The 23,158-nt window shown below is 32.0% G+C and carries 15 protein-coding genes; 8 read left to right on the top strand and 7 right to left on the bottom strand.

Features of this window, described 5'->3' with window-relative positions; genetic code table 11:
• Positions 1–34: 34 nt before the first annotated feature.
• A complete protein-coding gene (locus tag OLM54_RS20680) occupies positions 35–3,148 on the bottom strand; it encodes an RHS repeat domain-containing protein (RefSeq protein ID WP_264536421.1) in 3,114 nt (1,037 codons plus the stop codon).
• Positions 3,149–3,361: 213 nt separating this feature from the next.
• Positions 3,362–6,577 carry an RHS repeat protein gene (locus tag OLM54_RS20675; RefSeq protein ID WP_264536420.1) on the bottom strand — a complete coding sequence of 1,072 codons (3,216 nt, stop codon included), beginning with the start codon at positions 6,575–6,577 and terminating at the stop codon, positions 3,362–3,364.
• A gap of 630 nt (positions 6,578–7,207) precedes the next feature.
• Between OLM54_RS20675 and OLM54_RS20670 the strand changes: the two genes are divergently transcribed.
• The 4 genes from OLM54_RS20670 (at position 7,208) to OLM54_RS20655 (ending at position 14,243) form a co-directional block, all read left to right on the top strand.
• Positions 7,208–7,408, top strand: a complete 201-nt coding sequence (locus OLM54_RS20670) for a hypothetical protein (RefSeq protein WP_264536419.1) — start codon at positions 7,208–7,210, stop codon at positions 7,406–7,408.
• A 357-nt stretch (positions 7,409–7,765) separates the two neighbouring features.
• Positions 7,766–12,130 (top strand): PKD domain-containing protein, encoded by a 4,365-nt coding sequence (locus OLM54_RS20665; RefSeq protein ID WP_264536418.1) that lies wholly within the window; start codon positions 7,766–7,768, stop codon positions 12,128–12,130.
• Between the two features lie 17 nt (positions 12,131–12,147).
• Positions 12,148–13,158: a type IX secretion system membrane protein PorP/SprF gene (locus OLM54_RS20660; RefSeq protein WP_264536417.1), complete on the top strand. Its 1,011-nt coding sequence runs from the start codon at positions 12,148–12,150 to the stop codon at positions 13,156–13,158.
• An 11-nt stretch (positions 13,159–13,169) separates the two neighbouring features.
• Complete coding sequence (locus OLM54_RS20655) at positions 13,170–14,243, top strand: acyltransferase family protein (protein ID WP_264536416.1); 1,074 nt, start codon at positions 13,170–13,172, stop codon at positions 14,241–14,243.
• 76 nt (positions 14,244–14,319) lie between these two features.
• Here the strand turns inward: OLM54_RS20655 and OLM54_RS20650 are convergent, their stop codons facing one another.
• Both OLM54_RS20650 and OLM54_RS20645 read right to left on the bottom strand, forming a co-directional pair.
• Positions 14,320–14,625, bottom strand: a complete 306-nt coding sequence (locus OLM54_RS20650) for a hypothetical protein (RefSeq protein ID WP_264536415.1) — start codon at positions 14,623–14,625, stop codon at positions 14,320–14,322.
• 309 nt (positions 14,626–14,934) lie between these two features.
• A complete protein-coding gene (locus tag OLM54_RS20645) occupies positions 14,935–15,777 on the bottom strand; it encodes a Two component regulator three Y domain protein (protein WP_264536414.1) in 843 nt (280 codons plus the stop codon).
• Positions 15,778–15,972: 195 nt separating this feature from the next.
• On the opposite strand from OLM54_RS20645, the gene OLM54_RS20640 reads away from it, so the two are divergent.
• Both OLM54_RS20640 and OLM54_RS20635 read left to right on the top strand, forming a co-directional pair.
• Entirely contained in the window at positions 15,973–16,461 is a 489-nt protein-coding gene (locus OLM54_RS20640; protein ID WP_264536413.1) for a DUF1761 domain-containing protein, read from the top strand.
• Positions 16,462–16,578: 117 nt separating this feature from the next.
• Positions 16,579–17,730, top strand: a complete 1,152-nt coding sequence (locus OLM54_RS20635) for a GNAT family N-acetyltransferase (RefSeq protein WP_264536412.1) — start codon at positions 16,579–16,581, stop codon at positions 17,728–17,730.
• A gap of 3 nt (positions 17,731–17,733) precedes the next feature.
• Here the strand turns inward: OLM54_RS20635 and OLM54_RS20630 are convergent, their stop codons facing one another.
• The gene (locus OLM54_RS20630) at positions 17,734–18,603 is read right to left on the bottom strand and encodes a diacylglycerol/lipid kinase family protein (RefSeq protein ID WP_264536411.1); all 870 of its coding nucleotides are present in this window, start codon (positions 18,601–18,603) and stop codon (positions 17,734–17,736) included.
• A gap of 62 nt (positions 18,604–18,665) precedes the next feature.
• Here OLM54_RS20630 and OLM54_RS20625 point away from each other — a divergent pair, with 62 nt between their 5' ends.
• Complete coding sequence (locus OLM54_RS20625; protein WP_264536410.1) at positions 18,666–19,628, top strand: App1 family protein; 963 nt, start codon at positions 18,666–18,668, stop codon at positions 19,626–19,628.
• 69 nt (positions 19,629–19,697) lie between these two features.
• Here the strand turns inward: OLM54_RS20625 and OLM54_RS20620 are convergent, their stop codons facing one another.
• Positions 19,698–21,611, bottom strand: coding sequence for an ABC-F family ATP-binding cassette domain-containing protein (locus OLM54_RS20620; protein WP_264536409.1), 1,914 nt, complete (start codon positions 21,609–21,611; stop codon positions 19,698–19,700).
• Between the two features lie 74 nt (positions 21,612–21,685).
• Between OLM54_RS20620 and OLM54_RS20615 the strand changes: the two genes are divergently transcribed.
• Positions 21,686–22,069, top strand: a complete 384-nt coding sequence (locus OLM54_RS20615) for a DUF983 domain-containing protein (protein ID WP_264536408.1) — start codon at positions 21,686–21,688, stop codon at positions 22,067–22,069.
• Here the strand turns inward: OLM54_RS20615 and OLM54_RS20610 are convergent.
• Complete coding sequence (locus tag OLM54_RS20610; RefSeq protein ID WP_264536407.1) at positions 22,050–23,123, bottom strand: NAD(P)/FAD-dependent oxidoreductase; 1,074 nt, start codon at positions 23,121–23,123, stop codon at positions 22,050–22,052. The genes OLM54_RS20615 and OLM54_RS20610 overlap by 20 nt on opposite strands.
• Positions 23,124–23,158: the final 35 nt, after the last annotated feature.

Below are 23,158 nucleotides of genomic sequence, written 5' to 3'. Positions count from 1 at the left end.
CTAATGTGTTATTTGAAAGCACAGTTATCATTTTTTATTGTTCTTTGTAATGATAATTATTCGAAGAAAGGATTTTGCTGTCTTTATCCTTCACTTGTTTCAAACGACCAAACGTATCATATTCATAATATGTAGTATATCCTCGAGGGTCTGTTATACTTGTAATTCCTATTAACGGATCATAAGTGTAAGTGGTTACTATAGCATCAGGAAAACCCTCTCTTAATAGCTGTAATTTGGTTATAAGATTAGCTTCGGTAAGCAAAGTAGTCTCACCAACACTAGCCAGTATTGCATTGTCTATAAGTGTTTGCTGGACTGTAGTAATACTATTGGGCAGACCTGTAGTATATGCGGCATTCTCGATCTTTGCTATTGGATATTGCTTATCATATCCCCATACATAGCAAGTAGTGATCTTTCCTTTTGATGTAATTTGTTTTGGATTGCCATAATCATCATAAAGATCATAGGTAATCTCAGGATTAGCATTGTAATGTAAATCTTTGCCTGATCCGTTAAAATTCGTAAATCCGGAATAAGGAACGGGAATACTTAATTCTGTCACATGATTTTGATCCGGTACAAAATTATCATCACTCTTTTTATAGGTAAGCAAAGAACTGCCTATTACCTTATCTCCTTTTAATGCGACTTTTTCAATTAATGGAGAAATAACATTGGCCTGTGTCATTTGGCTGTATACTCCTGCATTAATATTAAAAGGATATAAAAACTTTTGAGTCAAATTATCTCCTTTGGAAGTTGTTGTAATGCTTTCTTTTAAAAATGTTGGTTTATTGTTATCGTATTTATTTGTAGTGGTCTGAACGATACTTTTTCCATTATTAAAAAACACTTCTTCTCTTGTAGAACTTAGATTTTCTGCGCCAATAGTATATTTTTGGGTTTTATAGCCAAAAAACTCAGTAGGATGATCTTTTATGAGTTGTAATTCAGTTATTGCAGACCAGTGTGGAGTATCTCCGGAAGTTTTATACCCAACAACATTTTTAAACTTTAATATCGAAAGATCATAGATTTCATCTATTGTGTTTTCTTCATATAAATATTCCGTTTCTTTTACTTTGGAATAAATTTGATTGTCCTTTTTATACTCAATTTTTTTAGATAAGTGATTGCCTCTCCAAAAAGAAGAAGGATCAATGATATATCTTTGATGGCTAGAACTATTATAATCAAATTCATAATCAGAATTTAATGGGATGTTAATCGAATAATAATTTTCAATTTTACCTATATTATTGTCGATCTCACCACTGTATTCTGTTACTTTATCATAAGCTACAATGTTATATAAAAAAGCATAATAACTGCCTGGGAAAAAACCGCTCATGTAACGGCTTCTATAAGTTCCCTTAGAATAACCAATATTTGGATCAGTATCGTCATCAATAAGATACATTGTTCTTGTTTCTTCAAAAGAATTACGGATAGCGACATCAGGCGTAAGATAAGAAGGGATTCTACCTATACCATCTTCATTTTCACCATAGGTAAATTCTCTTTTTGTGGCTTTGCTGCCATATTTGCCTTCATTTATAATACTTTTAATTCTTAATCCTCCACATTGCCTGATTGTATTTGAATTATCTTTATATTGATTGCTTTCATAGTCAAAAGTTGTTGTTCCTCCTGTTGGATAAGTAATAGATTTAATCATCCCAACTTTCATGTCTTCCGCATTGCTGTACCTGTTGTTTCCGCTTCCTATTTCCTCCCGGAATATTACTTGATTTTCAGCACAACCTGGTTGGTTAAACAAAATATTTACAGTATCTTTCAATATTACATTTTCGACTTCAGATTGATAATAGCCCCAATAATCAGCCTTGTTGGCTAAATTTTGTACCGATGGCAATTTATCCAAATGATAATAATCAAAACTATATTTTTCTACTATATTATCAGTTGGATCCTTGATAATGACAGAATTTAAATATGATTGTTCATTATTCACTATATTAAACTCCGCCTTTTGTAATATTTTATTATCATTTAATATTTCAATTTTATTTAATTTTCCGTTACCAGGATATATAAAATTTATAACTAATTTATTGTATGTAATTTTGGTTAATTGATAAAAACTGTTATTATGGTACGGAACAGGATTATAATTTTTATTTAAATAGCCTGAACGCTCCCATAATATATCTTTTAATGCCACCATAAGAGCTCCATCAGCACTTACATTACATTGTCCCTCAAAATAATAATTGCCATTAGGATCATCCAGATCATCATTAATTGTTAGCGGTGTAAGTGGGCTATTTCCATCGGTAGTTGTCAAAATGTAATCAAACGTTATGACATCTTTTTTATTTGGAGAAGTTATAGAAGTTAACATCCATGAATTAGTGTATTTATTTTCTATATCAAATTCACAATATGTATACGAATCCCTTTTTCCAAAACTATAGACATATCCCTGATCATCAGTGATGTCAAACTTATAGAATTGGTTGTTGGAGTATGCAAATCCAACTTCAGGATTATTTAATTTATAGGGTTTATAAGGCATGAAGGATGCTGATTTTTCCCCATTATTATCTTTTAAAATAAATTTTCCGCTTTGTCCATTTGGCAAAGAAAAAGTGAAAATATCATATTCTGTATCTTCATATTTTCCCTGACTATTCCACGGATATCCATCCAGGTATCCTAAATTATCCCTAAAAACAACATTATTATTAGTATAACCTCTATCTGCCCCTCCTCCGTATAAGGTCATCCAATCAGGTGTGTACCATGTTGTAATTCCTTGTTTATGTGGTCTCTGTTCGTCTGGAATTCCTTTTACTTCCCGGCTAATAAAACCACTTGCATCTAAGGCCCATTTTAAGCCAAGTATTCCATTCTCTGCAGCATTGGCTTTAAGCCCTGACGGATGAAACATCAGTTTTATTGGTATTGTTTGATTTGCAAATTTTATATCATATATAGGAATGGTGATATCAACCAATCCTCTGGAAAGATCTACAGGATGATCAACAAATTGCTTTAAAAGATGTACTTGCGGAGATTTAAACTTTTCTTCCGTTGACGTATAAGGATTTGCAATTGTTTGCGAAAAGGTAGTTACTGGTAATAGTATCGTAAATAAAAATAAAATGTATTTGACCATGAATTCGAATTATTTATAAATGCTCTAATTAATGAAATATTAAATGTGTCAGTTTTGTATTAATCCAGTTTGCACATTTTTAGTCTTTTCTGTTTTGATTTCATTTTATGGTTTAGATTAAATTAGTAGTTGTTTTTTTATTGTTATTCTTTAATATCATTTTGAAAAATGATTTTGCGTTGTCATATTCTATGATTTTAATTGACTTCTTATCTAGTTTCTGTAATGATAATTATTTGAAGAAAGAATCTTACTTTCCTTATCCTTCACTTGTTTCAAGCGACCAAACACATCATATTCATAATATGTAGTATAGCCTCTAGGATCAGTTATACTTGTAATTCCTATTAAAGGGTCATAAGTATATGTACTTACCATAGCGATAGGAAAACCCTCTCTTAATAGCTGTAACTTGGTTATAAGATTAGCTTCTGTAAGCAAGGTAGTCTCACTAACTGTTGCAGATATTGCATTGTCTATAAGTGTTTGTTGGGTTGGAGTAATGCTATTTGGCAAACCTGCAGTATATGCTGCATTTTCTATCTTTGCTATTGGATATTTCTTATCATATCCCCATACATAACAAGTCGTTATTTTTCCTTTTGATGTAATTTGTTTTGGATTGCCATAATCATCATAAAGATCATAGGTAATCTCAGGATTAGCATTGTAATGCAAATCTTTGCCTGATCCGTTAAAATTCATAAATCCTGAATAAGGAACAGGAATACTTAATTCTGTCATAAGATTTTGATCCGGCACAAAATTATCATCACTCTTTTTATAGGTAAGTAAAGCACTGCCCGTTACCTTATCTCCTTTTAATGCAACCTTTTCAATCAATGGTGAAATAACATTGGCCTGTGTCATTTGACTGTATACCCCTGTATTAATATTAAAAGGATATAAAAACTTTTGCGTTAAATTCTCTCCTTTAGAACTCGTTGTGGTACTTTCTTTTAAAAATGTTGCCTTATTGTTATCGTATGTATTAGTAATGGTCTGAACGATACTTTTGCCATTCTTGAAAAATGACTCTTCTCTAACACTACTCAGGATTTCAGATCCAATCGTGTATTTCTGAGCTTTATAACCAAAAAATGATCCTGGATTATTTATAATTCGCTCCAATTCTTCAGTGGCTGTTCTTATAGATGGTTTTCCGTCTTTTAAATCATAACCAATAAAATCCTGGAACTTAAATATGGAAAGATCAACAAATTCATCTACTATTTTTGGCACATATGTATAATCGGTCTGTTTTACTCTGTAATAAAGTCTATTTTCTATTTTATATTCAATTTTTTTATAAATTTTATTACCGTACCAAAAATTAGAAGGATCAACAGCAATTTTGTCCTTTTGAAATTCAAAAAAGCGTGTATCAAATTCATAATCATTACGTACAGGACTATTAGTCTCATAATAATTTTCAATTTTACCAATATTATTACTACTGTCTCCATAGTATTCAGTTACCTTATCATAAGATACCAGATTGTATAAAAAAGTATAGAAGCTACCGGGAAAAAAACCTGTTATGTACCTTGTTCTATAACTTCCTTCTCCAAAATCATTAAACCAATATGGCATCCCACTACTATCCAAAAATATTCTGTTATCCTTAATGTAATAAGTAGTTTGTTTTTCTTCAAAAGCATTAAAGAGAATTCTATCAGGCTTAAGATATGGTGGAATTTTACCTATTCCATCTTCATTTTCACCATATGTAAATGTTCTTTTTTTAAGTTCCTTTCCATTCCTATCTTTATCAATGACACTTTTAATTCTTAATCCTCCACATTCTTTCGTTATATCATCATTCTTGTATCGATTGGCTTCGTAATCAAAAGTTGTTGTTCCGCCAGTTGGATAAGTAATAGATTTAATCATGCCAATTTTCATGTCTTCTCCATTACTATATCTGTTATTACCACTGCCAATTTCTCTTTGAAATATTTGAGACGTATTACCCATACAACTTGGAATCGTAAAAAAAATCTCTGCCGTGTCTTTTTGTATTACATTTTCAACCTGAGAATTGTAATACCCCCAATAATCGGCACGGTTGGATAATTTGTCTACAGAAGGAATTTTGTCAAAGTAATAATAATCAAAACTATATTTTTCTATTATTTCATTCGTCGATCCTTTGATGTTAACAGCATTTAAGTAACTTGGATTTGGACTTGAGCCTCCAATTGGATTTTCACTTAGATGTACATCAAATTCAGCCTTTCGTATTATTTTATTATCAGCAAATACTTTAATATTACTCAATATCAAAAGATTAACATCCCCAGTGTTTTCATTATAAGAAAAATCCACATTAAGATTATTATAAGTAATTTTACTCAAATAGCAGGTTTCATCTCTTATATAGGGATATACATTGTAATTTTCTACAAAATATCTTCGAGAATTATGTATTATGCTCTCTAATGCATTAAAAAGAGAAGAATTATATGTTGCCCCTGGGCAATTTTCCATATTGAAATAATTGACAAAATTATCCAGTTTATCATTAATTACTACAGGCACTAGTTCACTCTTTGTTATTATACTTGTCTTTAAATAATCAAAAGTTATAATATCTTTTTTATTTGGGGAAGTTATTGAAGTTAAATGCCAGGAATTAATATAATCGTAATTTGTAGTATACTCATAATAGGCTTTACCTGAATTACTGGTTCCGAAACAATAGATATACCCTTGATCATCAACGATTTCAAATTTAATATAAGCCAATTTATTATAAACACCATACTCAACCACAGGTTGACTGTTCAATTTATAAGCCTTATAAGGCATGAATGAGGCTGACTTTATTCCATTATCGTCCTTTAAGATAAATTTGCCACTTTGTCCATTTGGTAAAGAAAATGTAAAAATATCATATTCAGTATCTTCATATTTTCCCCGTTTCCCATTATAATCTGATCCTAAATAATTTCCTAAATCCGGCAGACCAAGTCCTTCAAAAATTGGGTTGTTATTAAAGTAACCTTTATCTCCCGCTCCCCCATACAAAGTCATCCAATCTGGAGTATACCATAAACCAGGAATGGTTTTATGAGGTCTTCGTTCATCCGGGTAACCTCTTACCTCTCGGCTAATAAACCCCCCTGCATTTAGAGCCCATTTTAGACCAAGCATTCCATTCTCAGTAACATCAGCTTTTAATCCAGAAGCATGAAACATTAGACTTACGGGTATAGTTTTATCGTCAAATTGAATGTCGTATATTGGGACACTAACATCAACTAATCCTCTTGAAAGGTCTACAGGATGATCAACAAATTCTTTTAAAAGATGGATTTGTGGAGATTTAAATCTTTCTTCTGTTGAAGTATAAGGATTTGCTATTGTTTGTGAAAAGATTGTTATGGGTAACAGTAGAGTAAATAAAAATAAAATGTACTTGGCCATGAATTTGAATTTATTTATTGATAAGAAACACGAATATTTCATGCTCGATATTATCGAACTGTTTTTGCTTAAAATGACAGCATTAATTTATTTATGATGCACACTTAGAGTTCATGTAAGTAGTATATCACTTTGATACATTTTAAATTCGTAATCTTTAGGAAGTAAAAAATTAAAATTTTCTAGTTGGAGTTGTGTATAACTAGCAAAGATGTCAATAAAAGACAAGTAGATTAATAGTAGTTTTTTATTCATTTTATTTTATTTTGTGATGGAGTATTACTAATAAACTGAAGACGAATTTTATTAATAATGTATTTTTTACACATAATTCTAATCAATGATATAATTTTATTTTTAATAACCAGATTTATACTAATATATATTTTTTGACATTTTATTAACAAATATAAATATTAACATGTAAAACCCTTGTAAATAAAATCACTATCCAATTTAATTTAAGCAATTTCAAACTAAATCAAATCAAAAAATTAATACTTAAATACCTATAAAAAAATAAAGTTGCTTTGTAAGCAGAAAATTTTATTTTTATGTTTACTCAAAATAAAATTTATTTTATCTAAAGAATTAAAATCAAAACTTAATCAATGCTATGGCAGACAAAAAATGAAGTCATTATTGCAAATGTGTGCTATGACAACATTAAAATATGATCCACAACTAAAGCAATATTACAATAAGAAAAAAATGGAAGGTAAAAACCCAATGTTGGTTTTAAATAATATTAGATGCAAACTTATTAGCAGAGTTTTCGCTGTTATTAACAGAGAAACTCCTTATATAAATACTTATAAATTTGCATCTTAATTTTTAATGATATTATTTGTTTTTTATCATGGACTGGCTTTAAAAGAGTTAAAAATTTAAAAAATAATTATAAACTCATGTAAGGTTATTACTATAGTGTGATTTGATTAGTAGAATTGTGCATTTGAAAAATTTAAACTAAAAGCAAAATGGATGCGGAAACAACCAAACATATAGTAAGAAAAATCACGAACTTTATTGTTTTAACATTTTTGCATGAAAACACATTCTAAGTAGTTTCTGACAATAAGTAAGGACTAGATATTATTCAGAAAAATAGGTTAAAAAAAACAGGTTTTTATAATCTTACCTTGTTTAAAAAACATATTTTTACCCGTTTTAATAATTGAACTTTATATGGGGAAACTTTACTTTTTATACTTACATTTTTTTTTAATCATTACTTCTTCGGTTTATAGTTTTAACCGAATTGAGAAAAGTTTCCCAATTATTAAAAACGCAACAGATGTAAGTTTACCGCCTACAGTAGATTTTAATTTTAACAATGACGGTTCATGTTCAGGTACTCCTATTACCTTTAATCCCGTTATAACAGGTACGGCGCCTTTTAAATATAGCTGGAATTTTGGTGACGGAACATCATCTACAAACAGTAATCCAAGTCATACTTTTACATCACTGGGATGCGGAACTCAAAGTTTTCCCGTAACACTTACCGTAACTGATGCAAACGGCGATGTAAGTGCTGTAACAAAAACAGTTTTGGTAAAACAAAAACCAGATTTAAAATTTATAAACGCTAATAATCCCGGAGCTGCAAAGCCTTTTGAAAGATGTGGCGATAACAATTCAAATCCTAAATACAGCATTAATGTCGATAATAATTCTGCTTCTGTTGCCTGTATTACTTCTTACAATATAGATTGGGGCGATGGTTCTTCAGAAATTAATGTGAGTTTTCCCAGAGCGCATGAGTACCAAAAACTGGGTTCTTTTAATATGGTTATTACAGGAATTGGAAACAGTACCTGCAACAACGCTATTACTTATGTAGTTAAAAATTCTAATAATCCAATCGGAGCCTTGATTGCCCCTGGAAATACGACGAATTTATGTGTTCCTGTAGACCCAATGCAATTTGCTATTGGTTCCTGGGCACTTAATCCTTCTGATACCAGATATGAGGTTAATTTTGGTGATGGTGCATTTGAAAGTTACACACAGGCACAATTAGAAAGTTCTGTTTATTATAATGCTGCAAACCCGCCCGCTTCTCAAAACTTTCCAATTCCACACAAATACACAAGAGCCAATTGTAATACAAATGGAAGTACTGTAAACTTAACGATAAGAACAAGTTGCGGTCAGACTGATCTTACAGCCGGACCTATAAAAATATTAGATGTACCGGTAATAAGTTATTATGTACCAGCTATTGCGTGCGTCAATTCAAGTGTATATTTCAGTAATTCAACCTATGCCGGTTATACAAATGACTGTAGTACGTTCAATGTTTATACCTGGGATTTTGGAGACGGAACAACCTCCAGAGAAGTTAGCCCATATCACTCCTATTCGGCACCCGGAACATATAAAGTTACCCTAAACGCTACAACACCATGTGGAGTTGGAATCACACCTCCTCCTCAATTTATTTGTGTTGAACCTGTATTACAGCCAAGTTTCACCTATGCAAATGCATGTGCTTCAGAAGGTGTTCAAATAACCAATACTACCGATACAAATTTAAGTTGCGGCGCTTCAAGCTACTATTGGGACGTTACTAATTATTATGAAGGATTCTGCGGAAAAGCAACTTCAGCACAATGGTATTTTACAAATGGAACAAATGCATACTCAAAAGATCCTGTTTTTATATTTATAAATCCGGGAACATACTACGTTCAGCTAAGAACAATTAATTCTTGCGGAATTTATAACTATACAACACAGACAATTCAGGTAAAAAAGAAACCCGTTATTTCCTTAAAACCAATCTCAGATTTTTGTAAATCGGCAACCATTTATCCTGTTGGAACCGTAGAAGAAACATGCTCTCCAAGCAATGAAATTACTTATGAATGGAGTTTCCCCGGTGGAACACCTGCAACTTCTACATCACTGAATCCGGGAGCAATTAACTATACAACAACCGGTAATTATGTCGCTTATTTCAGAGTTACTAACAGTTGTGGTACGACAGAAGTATCCAGACCTTTTTCTGTAGATATGGTTCTTTCTCCTGTTATTACAGCCAAAACAGCCAAAATTTGTAGCGGTAATTCTTTTCAGGTTACACCATTTAGTAACGGCACAGACAATGTACCGGCCGGAACTACTTATATATGGTCAACCCCTGTAGTTTCTCCTCCCGGAGCAATTAGTGGTGCAACTGCACAATCTAGTCCAAGAACAACCATTAGCCAGACATTAATAAACAATACTGCGAGTCCTGCAACGGTGACCTATACCGTATCTCCAATATCAAATGTATGTCCGGGACCGGATTTTACAATTACAGTAACCGTAGAACCAACAATAAAAGTAGCTCAAACTATAAAAAATGGCACTTGTTATGGTTCTAATGATGGATCTATCAGTTTAATAATTAGTGGCGGAACACCATTTACAACAGGAAAACCTTATATAATATCATGGACAAGCTCTAACGGATTTACAAGTTCAGATCAGGATATTTCTAATTTAAAACAAGGTCAGTATTATTTATCAATTACAGATAATGGAGGATGCCCTTTTAATACTTCTTACTATGTTTCTGAACCTGGAGAATTTAGAATCGCGAGTCAGGGTAAAAATGATATAACATGTTTTGGATTACACAATGGAACAATCAATACTTATGTAACAGGCGGAACACCTCCTTATAATTTTGTATGGACAAAAGACGGAGCTCCGTATAATGTGAACTCAGGTAATATATCTAATTTAGAAAAAGGAGTTTATCAGGTAACAATAACCGAAACTAACAATTGTAATGTATTAACAGGAACAAGTTTTACAATTATTGAACCGCCATTATTAGAAGTAAAATTGGCTGCTCCGGTTAATATTATTGACTGTTATGGATATAATACCGGCGAAATTACCGTGCTTGCATCGGGAGGAAGACCTGCTTATAATTACAGCTGGACAGGACCAAACGGATTTAGAAGTAATCTTCAAAATTTAAAAAATCTTTATGCAGGAACTTATAATTTAACCGTTACAGATAATTCCGGCTGTCCGGCTACATTATCCGTAACCATACTTCAAAATCCTGAAATTAAGTTAGATTATAGCGTAACCCATTTAACCTGTTATAATGTTAAAGACGGAGCCATAAAAATTAATGGTATTACAGGCGGAGTTCCTTTTGCAACGGGAGATCCGTATATTATAAAATGGAGCAACTTAGGAACCGGAATGGAACAGCCTAATTTGTCTGCAGGAATGTACACAATTACAATAACAGACGCATTAGGGTGTCCAAAACAATTCCCTATCACCGTTAATGATGCACCTGTTTTTCTGATAAATCCCGACTTTAAAGATATTTCATGTCACGGTGCAAATGATGCGCACATCCGATTAAATCTTGTTGGTGGTCAGGCACCCGTTAAATTAGAATGGAGTGATGGTTCTACCGCCGGAATTGAACGAAATAATCTGGGGGCAGGAACCTATAAAGTAAAAATTACCGATGCTAAATCGTGTGTAATAGAACAAGAATTTATTGTAGTTGATCCGCTTGAATTAGAAATAAGAGGCGATGTTTCGAACCCTCTTGATTGCGTTAAAGCAAATACCGGCGTTATAGATTTAGTGGTAACTGGTGGTACAGCTCCTTATACTTATGCTTGGTCGAATGGTGCCAAAACAGAAGATTTAAGTGAATTAACGCCCGACAACTATACTGTCACGGTAACAGATTCAAGAGGCTGTAAAAAATCAGACACTTTTAAAATTATCCGGTTTGAACAGCTTACCCCAACAATCGAAGTTTTAACCGATTTTAATTGCGATACGAAATTTGTAGATCAAACATTTGTTGGTCATGTTAAAGGAGGAATTCCGCCATATACATTAAAATGGTCAGACGGAACAGTTTCCGGCACAAACGGTGAGATAATGAAAACCGACAATAATGGATTAATCATCTTTACTGTTACCGATAGTTTTGGCTGTACTGCCGATGTTGGTCATAATGTTACAAAACCAGTTTTAGGCACACCTGATTTTTCCACCAGTTCTTATGGTAAAGATGTTTATGGTTTATATGCCATTTATGACCCTGTTTTGTTTACAAACTTAGCCACAGGCGATTTCACTCATGTATCCTGGGATTTTGGTGACGGTAATTTTTCAGATGACGAAAACCCAAAACACATTTATACACGAGAAGGAACTTATACAATTAAACAATTGGTTAGTTATCCTTTTGGCTGTCAATACAGTTACAGTAGTACATTAATTATTGAAAAGGGATACAAACTTGCAATGCCAAACGCTTTTACACCAAATAATGATGGATTCAATGATACATTTGCGCCCGTATTTCTTGGTTTAATCAACATTACCCTAGACGTTTATGACACCTGGGGAAGCGTTATATATTCTGAAACCGGCACCAATATTCACGGATGGAATGGAAAAGTAAAAGATCTCGATGCAGAAAATGGCAATTACTATTTTAAGCTTAGTGCAAAAACGTTCTACAACCATACCGTAACCGAAAAAGGAGCATTTACATTAATTAAATAAAAGCAACAGACTGAGAAATGAGATTAAAATTACTATTTATTATAATTATTACATGTTGTTTTTATTCTGAAACAAGAGCACAAGATCCTATTTTTACACAATATTTTTTAATTCCCGAAACACTAAATCCAGGTTTTTCCGGTTTTATGGAAACAACCTATACAGGAATTATACATCGTGAACAATGGCCGGATCTGGATCTGAAAGTAGATACTGATTATGCTTTTGTAAACACGTGGATCGAAAGTATTGACAGCGGAATTGGATTAAGTGTACTAAATCAAAGAGAAAATCTAACCAATTATAATTTTACACAAGTCAATGCCAATTACGCTTATAGAGTTCGAATAAATGATGATTGGTATTTTCGTCCGGCAATTGAAGCAGGTTTTGGACTAAAGTCTTTTGCTTTTCAGAATTTGCTGTTAGAAGATCAGATTAATATAAATACAGGACAGAATAACCCAAACACAAACGATCCGTTTTTAAAAAATGCGAATGACAAAATCACTTTTTTTGATATGTCTGCCGGAATGGTTTTTAATACCGATGATCTTTGGATTGGTCTTTCGATGAAACATTTAAATAAACCAAATATCGCCCTGAGCAATAACGGAAACACACCTTTAAATACCTTTTTCTCGTTAAGTGCAGGATATGAATTTTTGGTTGCCAAATATATCGACGTGCTGTTTTTACCATACGAAACTAAAATGTTTGTCACTTCAAATTACATGCAGCAAGGCCAATACAACAGGCTGGATCTTGGAGCTTCTATCCTGTTCGATAAAATGTTTTTTGGCGCTACAGCGGTTACAAATCCAGCTAAAAATGGAATTGGCGGTAATCTTCTTACCTCAGTAAACCTTTTTACAGGATTACAATATGAACATTTAAAACTAGGATTTTCATATGATATAAACACCTCAAATATTGGAAAAACAGGCGGTGTTTACGAGCTATTATTAACCTATCAATTTAACCTTGACAAAAAATGTTTTGGCTGTCCTAATTATTCAGGGAAATAAAATTTTACTTTATGATGAGGATTGAACAATTAACTTTCACCAGATTTATTGCAGCAATATTGATTGTTATTTTTCACTACGGTAAAAATTCATATGTTTTCAATAATTCATATGTCGATTTTTTACTTAAACAAGCCAATGTTTGTGTGAGCTATTTCTTTATTTTGTCAGGCTTTGTAATGATCGTTGCCTATCAAAACAAATCTCAGATTAATACATTCGAATATCTAAAAAACAGATTTGCACGTATTTATCCCGTTTATTTGTTAGGTATTGTTCTTGTGTTAATTCCTTTAATTTTGTCAAAAACAGTTAATTTTCAGGATCTTTTTTTAAACCTGTTCATGCTTCAGTCCTGGATACCCGGAAAAGCATTAACGCTAAATGTTCCGGGATGGTCATTATCAGTAGAATGTTTCTTTTATATAGTATTTCCTTTTTTCTTTAATTCAGTATACAAAAAATTCAATATAAAAACCATTACAATTGCAATTGTTTCATTTTGGCTAATTAGTCAAATCGCTTTGCATATAATGATTCCCACAAATCCAATTAAAGGATTTCCGTTAAGCACAACAGATTTGTTTTATTTCCCATTAATGCATTTAAATGAATTTTTGGCGGGAAATCTTGCAGGTATTTATTTCATTAACAGATTATCTGCAAGTCAGAAAAATGTTGACTGGAGCATATTAATGGTGCTTTTGCTAATCATTCTGGCATTAAAATTTCCAGTCGGTTTAATATATCACAACGGAATGCTGGCTTTACTTTTCATCCCTCTTATTATACTTATTTCTCTTAATAATGGAATACTTACTTCTATTTTTAAAAGCAAAATCTGCGTTTTTTTAGGCGAAATTAGTTTTGGAATTTATATTCTTCAATACCCCGTTTGGGTTTGGATGACAGATTACAGATTAAAAAAATATTTTCAAATTGACAAAGTCGAAGATTTTACACTAGGCTTTTTTATTCGATTATTCGCATTGATAATAATTGCAGCCATTAGTTATATCATTCTTGAAGTTCCGGTCAGAAACAAAATTAAAAATTTTAGATTAAAATTAACTGAGCAGCTTTAGATTAAAAATATGTATTAAAAAAAAGACTGTTCAGATATTGGAACAGTCTTTTCTATTTTATATAAGATTCGATAGCTTACGCCATGAACAAAGCATATTTATTATAGTTGAACAAAACCAAATCGTAAGGCACTAACTTTGGTGCAATTTTTTCTGAAGAAGCATTGAATTTTATACCGTGATGTTTTCTAAACAAATAAATTTCTTTTAAACAATTCGATAAACTTTGGTGAATTGAAGTTGTAAAAGTCGGCAATTGTTTATCGCCTACCAACAAATCAATTTGATAATTAGAACTGCTTTTAGAAAGATTGTTACCAATTATTCTTATCGTAAAAGTTGTTGATTTTCCGTACTGTTCACCTTGATACTGTATGATCATAATTTTAGTATTTAAAGTTTTAAAATTAGTTTTTTCTTCACTCCAACTTCGGTTCGGGTTGAATTCAAAATTAAAGTTATGAAAAAAAATAAGTTGTTTTACAAACTGATCCTTAAATCTCAATTTATGGCAAAGTTACTATAATTTTTATTTTTGGTTAAACAGATTTAAGTACTAATTATCATCTAAATATCAAAAAAAGCAAATTGTAAAGCATAAAAAAAACCGTAACGAATTACGGTTTTCAACAATTAACTAAATATATTTAATCAACTTGTTAACGAGAGTAAAATTCATTCATAAGCACGATTAATTTTGGGTAACAATTGTAGTTTCTTTTTCAGTATTAATTTCTAATAAAACCGGATTTCCGTTTTCATCAAACATCGTCATATTCAGTAAATCTAATGAAGCTATATTTTTAGAAACAGTTCCTTTAAATTTATTATAAGATAAATTCAGTTCAGCTAAATTATGTAATTTTTCAAGTCCGGTAGGAATTTCTCCTTCCAGATTATTATCAAATAAACTTAAATTTTCTAAAGCATGAAAATTTATAATTTCAGGTCTCAAAACTCCGGACAGCTTATTATTGTTTAAAAGCAACACTTTTAATGTCGAAATCTTATATAATGAATCGGGCAAATCACCTTCAATTTCATTATTAAACAGCGCAAGAATTTCCAATTGATTCAATTTTCCAATTTCCAATGGCAATTCACCTGATATTTTATTTCTAAAAAGTTCTAAATCTTTAAGCTTCCTTAATTCGCAAATCGATTTTGGCAATGTTCCTGACAATTTATTATCCGAAATATCTAAAAATTCAAGTTCTTTCAGGTTTCCAATTGCATTTGGCAACTGTCCTTTAAGATTATTTTGATGCAAATCGATGCCTTTTAAATTCTCCAAAGTAAAAAATTCCGAAGGCAGTTCTCCCTGCAAATTATTATCAGACAAATTAAGTCTGATCACTTTTCCATTTTCAACCTGAACACCATACCAATTTGATACAGAAGCAGACAAATCCCACTTTATTTTCCAATGCGATCCATTTGTCGCGTAGTAAAATTTAACTAAGGCATTTTTTTCCTTTTCTGAAACAGAATTTGCATTACTATTCACTGAAAAAACAAAAGCTAGAAAAAACATGACTAAGCTTTTCATAACAAGATTTGGGGTTTGTTTTTCGCAGTAAAATTATACTTTTTACAGATATAAATCATACAATGTCGACAAACTGTTAATAAATAAACAATTAATACTAATTTTACTACTTATTAAAATATTTATAATCTATTATTTTTTTGATTAAATTTGACCAACTAATCATAAAAACCTCATATTATGGAAATTAATTTTATCGCATTATTAGTGGCTGCAGTTGTAAGTCTTGTAGTCGGTTTTATTTGGTACAATCCAAAAGTTTTTGGAACGATCTGGATGAAAGAAAACAATTTTACACAAGAAGAACTTCGAACAGGAAACATGCTCAAAATATTTGGGTTAACCTATGTTTTTTCTGTTATGATTACGATGACACTTATGTCATTAACAATTCATCAATCCGGCGCCATCGGAATGGTTGGAGGCCCGCCTTTAATTGACAGCGCAAAACCATCATTTCAAGCCTTTATGGCTGATTACGGAACTGCGTATCGTACTTTTAAACACGGAGCGCTTCATGGCTTTATGTCCGGTTTATTTTTTGCTTTTCCAGTAATTGGTATTAATGGATTGTTCGAGAGAAAATCATGGAAATATATTTTTATTCACGCCGGATATTGGCTTGTTACGCTAACTTTAATGGGCGGTATCATTTGTGCATTTGCATAAAAACATAAAATACAAACCCGTTTGAACGAAATCTCAAACGGGTTTTTCTTAATAATAACTTAAACAAAACGGGTTATTATAAATATTACCTAATTTTGACAAAATTAGCAACCACTCTTGACTACAACTTATTCTTTTCAAATATATAAAAGCGCGTCATTACTACCTTCAGAATGGAATTCGCTTGCAACAGAAAATATTTTTTTAACGCGGGAATATCTCGAAGTACTCGAAAAATCTTCTCCGGTAAATATGATTTGTCATTTTATTGCGATTTTTAAAAATGAGAAAATAGTCGGAATCGCTTTAACGCAATTTCTATTTACAGAAAAACTGGAATCGTTTGGTGAACGGGACCAATGTTTAAAAACATCGGTGCGTAATTTTGCCTTCAAGAAATTTGCCTCGCATGTTTTATTTATTGGCAACAATATGCTCACCGGTCAAAATGCATTTTCGTTTGCCGAAAATGTAAATCAGACAAAAATTATTAAAACACTTCATAAAGCCATTAATGAACTTAAAAAAGAATTTAAGTCCATTGGAAAAAAAGTTCATATTACCAGCATTAAAGATTTTACCGAAAAAGCAATTGAACCATTAAAAGCAGAGTTTAAAAATAATTTTACGTTTTCGACCCAACCCAATATGATTTTTGAAATCAATAAAAACTGGCAGACAGAACAAGATTATATTGATGCGTTATCTAAAAAATACCGCGATCAATACAAACGTGCCCGAAAAAAGATGGACGGAATCGAAAAAAGAAAAATGACTTTGTCCGATATTATAAAACATGAAAATATAATCTACGAACTTTATTCTCATGTTGCTAAAAATGCGCCTTTCAACACTTTTTTTCTTGCTCAAAACCATTTCCGTATTTTTAAAGAAATCATGAAAGAGAATTTTCTTTTTTATGGTTATTTCTTAGATGGAAAACTAATTGGTTTTAATACTTTAATAAAAAACGGAAATATAATGGATACGTATTTCTTAGGTTATGACGAAAGTATTCAGCGCGAAAAAATGCTCTATCTTAATATGCTTTACGACATGATTGCCTATTCTATAAATCAAGGTTTTACCGAAATAGTCTTTGCCAGAACCGCTCTCGAAATCAAAAGTTCTGTTGGCGCAAAACCATTAAAAATGTACGGATTGATTACGCACAGTAATGCCCTGATCAATAAAAATATTGGCAAATTGTTTGATTATCTGGAACCCAAAACCGATTGGAAAGAGCGAAATCCTTATAAAGAAATTTAGTTTTTAAGGGACAGCAATTTTCATTTGTTTGTGCAAAATATGAATTTCTAAATCAGTTTCAGCGCCACAATATTCCCCATCAATTTGAAAATTAACCGGATAATCTGTTTTGATAGTTGCTTTATCTGTCGAAATAATCACAACATCATCCGAATCGATTGGCATATTTCCGGTAATAATTTTTCCCAGTAATAATATATCCAGACTTTTTAAAATCACCAATTCAAACTTTCCATCGTTCATAGCACCGTTTGGATTAATTGTAACGCCTGTTCCATATTTTTGAGAATTAGCAATTACAATAATCCTCGCCATATGTTCGACCGTTTTTTTATTTGCGGTAATAGTCGCTACAAAAGGCGCATCAGATTCGACTAAAGTTGTATACGCTTGTAACGCATAACCCCAAAACCCTCTCAGATTGCTTTTTTCGTAATTTTTAACCAAATCAGCATTAATACCAATATCGCTTAAATGGATGCTTTTTTTGCCGTTAATACAAATCATATCCATTTCCATATAATGATTCAAAAAGGCAATTTTAAGATTCTCTTCGATGGTTGTTGGCAAATTTAAATCGACAGATAAGCCATTTGCAGAACCTGCTGGCAAAATGCCAATAATAATATCGTGGTGTTCCATTGCTTCCGCAACCATTTTTATAGTTCCGTCGCCGCCGGCAACAATAATTCGTTCCGGTTTATATTGATCGTAAAGCGCTTGTATTTGTTTTAAGTCATTTGTTCCGCTAGTTTCATAAACTTCCAGATCACAATGATTTGTGGTCGCAAACTCCTGTACAGCCTCAATTAAATCTGTTTTATCCAGATCTCCCGAAATAGGGTTTACAACAAAAATGATATTCTTTTTCAAAATTTTATTTTTTTAACCAATTAAAATAATTAATTTACAGTCTACATAAAAATACACAATTAATGAAACCAATCCTACAATTATATCGCGGTTATGCCAATGAACAAGAATTAATTGTAATGGGACATGTTTTTAAAAGGACTTATGATTATGATTTTCAGAAAAAAAACTTCAAAAATGCAACTTCTGTAATCAATCAATTTAGGATAAAAACCATTAAAAATCATGATGTTTATCTTAAATATGGAAATCAGGAAATTCACTCGAAAACACTTGATGATGGTTATTTTAAATTTTGTATTCCGCTCGAAAAAGTATTTAATTTTGGATGGATGGAATATGAAGTGAATATAAAATATGAATCTGAAGTTATAACTGCAAAGGACAGTTTTATTAGACCTCACGACGGAAATCTGGGCATTATATCTGATATTGACGACACTTTTCTGATTTCGCACACAAAGAATATCTTCAAAAAAATATACATTCTTTTATTTAAAAACGTAAATGACCGCAAGGTTTTTAAAGATGTTGTGCCGCATTATCAAGCCTTGAGTTCTGCCGGAAGATACAATAAGGATGAACAAAATGCCTTTTTTTACATTTCAAGCAGCGAATGGAATTTATATCGGTTTATTGTAAAATTCACTAAAATTCATCAGCTGCCAAGAGCTGTTATTTTATTAAAAGATATTAAACGTGGCGTAACTGATTTTTTCATGAGCGGAAGAGGCAATCACGATCACAAATTTGATAAAATAAAACATGTTCTGGAGTTTTACCCTAATTTAAAATATGTTTTATTGGGGGATGATTCTCAGCACGATCCAGTTTTGTACGAGCGTATTTGTAAAATATTTCCCGTAACGGTAAAAGCCGTTTATATCAGGCAAACCGGCAAACACAAAAAAGAATCTACACAAACTATTTTAAAAAATTTAGAAAGCTTAGAAGTTTCGGTTTGCTACTTTAAAGATAGCAGTGAGGCGATTATGCACTCAAAATCTATTGGGATTATTAAGTAGTTTTTTTGTTTCAGGTTTCAGGTTTCACGTTCCAATAAGAACTTGAAACCTGAAACCTGAAACAAAAAATTAAGCATTAAAATTATCAATCTCCTCCTGAACAACTTCCCAATCTAAAAGCAATTGATCCAGATCTTTCTTCTTTTTTTTGTATGCTGTAAAAAATGAAGCATCTTCAATATGTTTATCATAACTAGAAGCCAGCAATTTGTCGTCATGCTGAATGTCTCTCTCTAATTGTTTGATTTGGCTTTCAACTTTACTCAATTTGTTTTGAAGCGCTTTACCTTTCTTCTGATCTTCGTATGAAGTTTTATTGCTTTCTTTTGGTGCAGCAGCTTTCGCAACATCTTTTTTCTCGACTTCACGCATGTTTTCAAGATTGCGCTGCTCTAAGAAATAGTTGATATCGCCCAAATATTCTTTTATCTTTTGATCTTTAAATTCGTAAACAATATTCGACATTCCCTGCAGGAAATCTCTATCGTGCGAAACCAGTAATAAAGTACCTCCAAATTTTTGAAGTGCTGCTTTTAGAACATTTTTAGATTTAATATCCAAGTGATTCGTTGGCTCATCCATCAGTAAAACGTTGATTGGCTGTAACAATAACTTACAAAGTGCCAAACGGTTACGTTCACCCCCTGAAAGTACTTTTACTTTTTTCTCAACATCATCGCCACGAAACAAGAAAGAACCTAACATATCACGAACCTTAGATCTGTTCGTGTCCATTGCTGCGTCTTCCATCGTTTGAAGCAAAGTGATTTCGCCATCCAGATATTCTGCCTGATTTTGTGCAAAATAACCCAATTGAACATTATGCCCTAATTTGATGTTTCCCTGATATTCGAATTCGTTTACAATCGCTTTAATAAAAGTCGATTTTCCTTGTCCGTTTTGCCCCACAAAAGCAATTTTGCTTCCACGTTCAACTAACAAATCAATATCTTTTAAAATAACTTTATCACCGTACGCTTTTGTAACATGTTCGGCTTCAACTACTACTCTTCCGGGTTCTTTTGAAACCGGAAAAGATATATTCATTACAGAATTGTCGTCTTCATCAACTTCAATTCTTTCTACCTTATCTAATTTTTTAATCAACGATTGCGCCATAGAAGCTTTTGAAGCTTTTGCACGGAATTTCTCGATTAACTTTTCTGTTTCTTCAATTTTTTTCGCCTGATTCTTTTGAGTCGCCAATTGCTTTTCACGAATTTCATGACGCAATTCTAAATATTGAGAATATGGCTTATTAAAATCGTATGCTTTTCCTAATGAAATTTCGATTGTACGGTTTGTTACATTATCCAAAAACATTTTATCGTGCGATACAATTACCACAACACCAGGATAATTACGCAGGAAACTTTCTAGCCAAATAATACTTTCGATATCCAGGTGATTCGTTGGCTCATCCAGAAGCAAAACGTCATTTGACTGCAATAATAATTTGGCTAATTCAATACGCATTCTCCAACCTCCTGAAAATGTTTCAGTTTGGTTATTGAATACTTCTCTTTTGAAACCTAATCCTAAAAGAATTTTCTCTGTATCTCCTACATAATTATAACCTCCTAAAAGGTCAAAACGATGCGTATAATCCGATAAATCTTCTATGATTTGGCTGTATTCTTCACTTTCATAATCAGTTCTGGTAACCAATTGATGATTGATTTGTTCCAGTTTTTTTTCAACAATCTTAATTTCGGTAAAAGCCTCGTACGCTTCTTCTAATACGGTTCTTCCTTGTTCAAAATCGATATCCTGACGTAAAAAACCCATTCGGATATCTTTCTCCTGAGAAATAACTCCAGAGTCAGGAGCAAAATCTCCCGCTAACATTTTAAGCATTGTAGACTTACCGGCTCCATTTTTACCAACAAGACCTACGCGGTCGCCGGCACCTAAACGAAAAGTAACTTCTTCAAATAAATATGTTCCTCCAAAAGAAACCGAAAGATTGTGTATATTAAGCATGTATTGTTATTTTATAACTAATTGATTGTGTAAATTTACACTCCCAAATCAATGGGTAATTTAATTTTTTGCAAATGTTAAAAAAAGGATCCAAACTAAATAGTATTTTAACAGGAAGTTGTCCAAAATGCCAAAAAGAAAGCATGTATTCAGACAAAAATCCGCTTCATTTGACTAAAGTTCTAAAAATGAACGATCATTGTACACATTGCGGATTAAAATATCAAATTGAACCTTCCTTTTTTTACGGTGCAATGTATGTAAGTTATGGATTGAATGTTGCTGTAGGAATTGCAGCTTTTATTGTTTCATTTGTATTTTTTGGAACTACTATCGAACAATCTTTTTTAACAATTGTAATCTCTTTAATTGTATTGTTTCCTTTTGTATTAAGACTTTCGAGAAACTTATACATCAATATGTTCGTTTCTTATGATCCTACGGCCGGTCAGAAATAAAAGACTTCAAATATTTTTTATGAAATCTCTGAATATCTATTTCAGGATGTAAAGAAATTTTATTTTCGATAAGATCATACAAGGCTTTTGCCATTGACGGACCCAACATCACGCCACGAGTTCCTAATCCGTTAAGAATATGAATTGATTTGCGCTCATGATGTGTTCCAATTAAAGGACGTCTGTCTTTTACTGTTGGGCGTACTCCGCCAAAATGCTCTACAATTTCAAAATCGCACGTCAGGATTTCTTTAATTCGCTCTACGAGCTCCTGTTTTCCTTCTTCTGTAGGGTCAGCAGTTTTATCTTTCCAATTATAAGTAGCGCCTACTTTAAATAAATCATTTCCCATTGGAAGGATGAAAACACTGGTATTTACAATAACATCCAGATTTAAATCCGGTGCTTTTATAATTAGCAATTCCCCTTTTGTTCCATCTAAGGGCAAATAATTAAAAAACGGATTTCTATGCAAACCAAAACCTTCTGCAAAAATAATATGACGTGCTTTTATATTTTTATACTGAACTCCAAAATCAAAAAATTCAACATATAGAGAATCAAAAAACTCTTCTAACAGTAAATTATTCTCTTGCAAATATTCTTTATAAGCATCTAATAATAAAGCCGTATCAACATAGCCTGTATGCAAAACTTCGCCATAATCATATGGTGAATCTATACCGTTATATTTTTTTGAAATTATTTTTGTAGATAAAAAAGGTGCCAGATTTTTTTTATCAGAAGCTGCAAACCAGTTATTTTGCTCTTCAATCGAAAAGAACTTTCTTAAAATAGGAAGTTTAAAATTAAGCTTAGTTTTTAATTTAGCTTCTATTTCATTGTAAAATTCATCCATTATAACTAATTGTTCTTCGGCATTCCAAACTTCACTAAAACGCTTCAAAATAACAGGGTTGTATAAACCACCGGCAACTCTTGAAGACACTTGCGATTTATTATCAATTACTAAAATAGATTTATTGTTTTTGAGCGCTATTTCAGCAAATGAAATTCCGGCTAATCCGGATCCTACAATTAAATAATCAAGCATAATGTAATGGGTGAAAATAGAAAAACTCTTATTAC

Source organism: Flavobacterium sp. N1736, from assembly GCF_025947065.1.
Lineage (GTDB): Bacteria > Bacteroidota > Bacteroidia > Flavobacteriales > Flavobacteriaceae > Flavobacterium.
This window is presented reverse-complemented; position numbering and strand designations above follow the sequence as displayed.

Bases quoted from the DNA above. Each gene is read 5' to 3' on its own strand.
- OLM54_RS20640 (WP_264536413.1), top strand. From the start codon at position 15,973: ATGGAAATTAATTTTATCGCATTATTAGTGGCTGCAGTTGTAAGTCTT.
- OLM54_RS20675 (WP_264536420.1), bottom strand. From the start codon at position 6,577: ATGGCCAAGTACATTTTATTTTTATTTACTCTACTGTTACCCATAACA.
- OLM54_RS20680 (WP_264536421.1), bottom strand. From the start codon at position 3,148: ATGGTCAAATACATTTTATTTTTATTTACGATACTATTACCAGTAACT.
- OLM54_RS20665 (WP_264536418.1), top strand. From the start codon at position 7,766: ATGGGGAAACTTTACTTTTTATACTTACATTTTTTTTTAATCATTACT.
- OLM54_RS20655 (WP_264536416.1), top strand. From the start codon at position 13,170: ATGATGAGGATTGAACAATTAACTTTCACCAGATTTATTGCAGCAATA.
- OLM54_RS20610 (WP_264536407.1), bottom strand. From the start codon at position 23,123: ATGCTTGATTATTTAATTGTAGGATCCGGATTAGCCGGAATTTCATTT.
- OLM54_RS20620 (WP_264536409.1), bottom strand. From the start codon at position 21,611: ATGCTTAATATACACAATCTTTCGGTTTCTTTTGGAGGAACATATTTA.
- OLM54_RS20650 (WP_264536415.1), bottom strand. From the start codon at position 14,625: ATGATCATACAGTATCAAGGTGAACAGTACGGAAAATCAACAACTTTT.
- OLM54_RS20645 (WP_264536414.1), bottom strand. From the start codon at position 15,777: ATGTTTTTTCTAGCTTTTGTTTTTTCAGTGAATAGTAATGCAAATTCT.
- OLM54_RS20615 (WP_264536408.1), top strand. From the start codon at position 21,686: ATGTTAAAAAAAGGATCCAAACTAAATAGTATTTTAACAGGAAGTTGT.
- OLM54_RS20660 (WP_264536417.1), top strand. From the start codon at position 12,148: ATGAGATTAAAATTACTATTTATTATAATTATTACATGTTGTTTTTAT.
- OLM54_RS20625 (WP_264536410.1), top strand. From the start codon at position 18,666: ATGAAACCAATCCTACAATTATATCGCGGTTATGCCAATGAACAAGAA.
- OLM54_RS20670 (WP_264536419.1), top strand. From the start codon at position 7,208: ATGAAGTCATTATTGCAAATGTGTGCTATGACAACATTAAAATATGAT.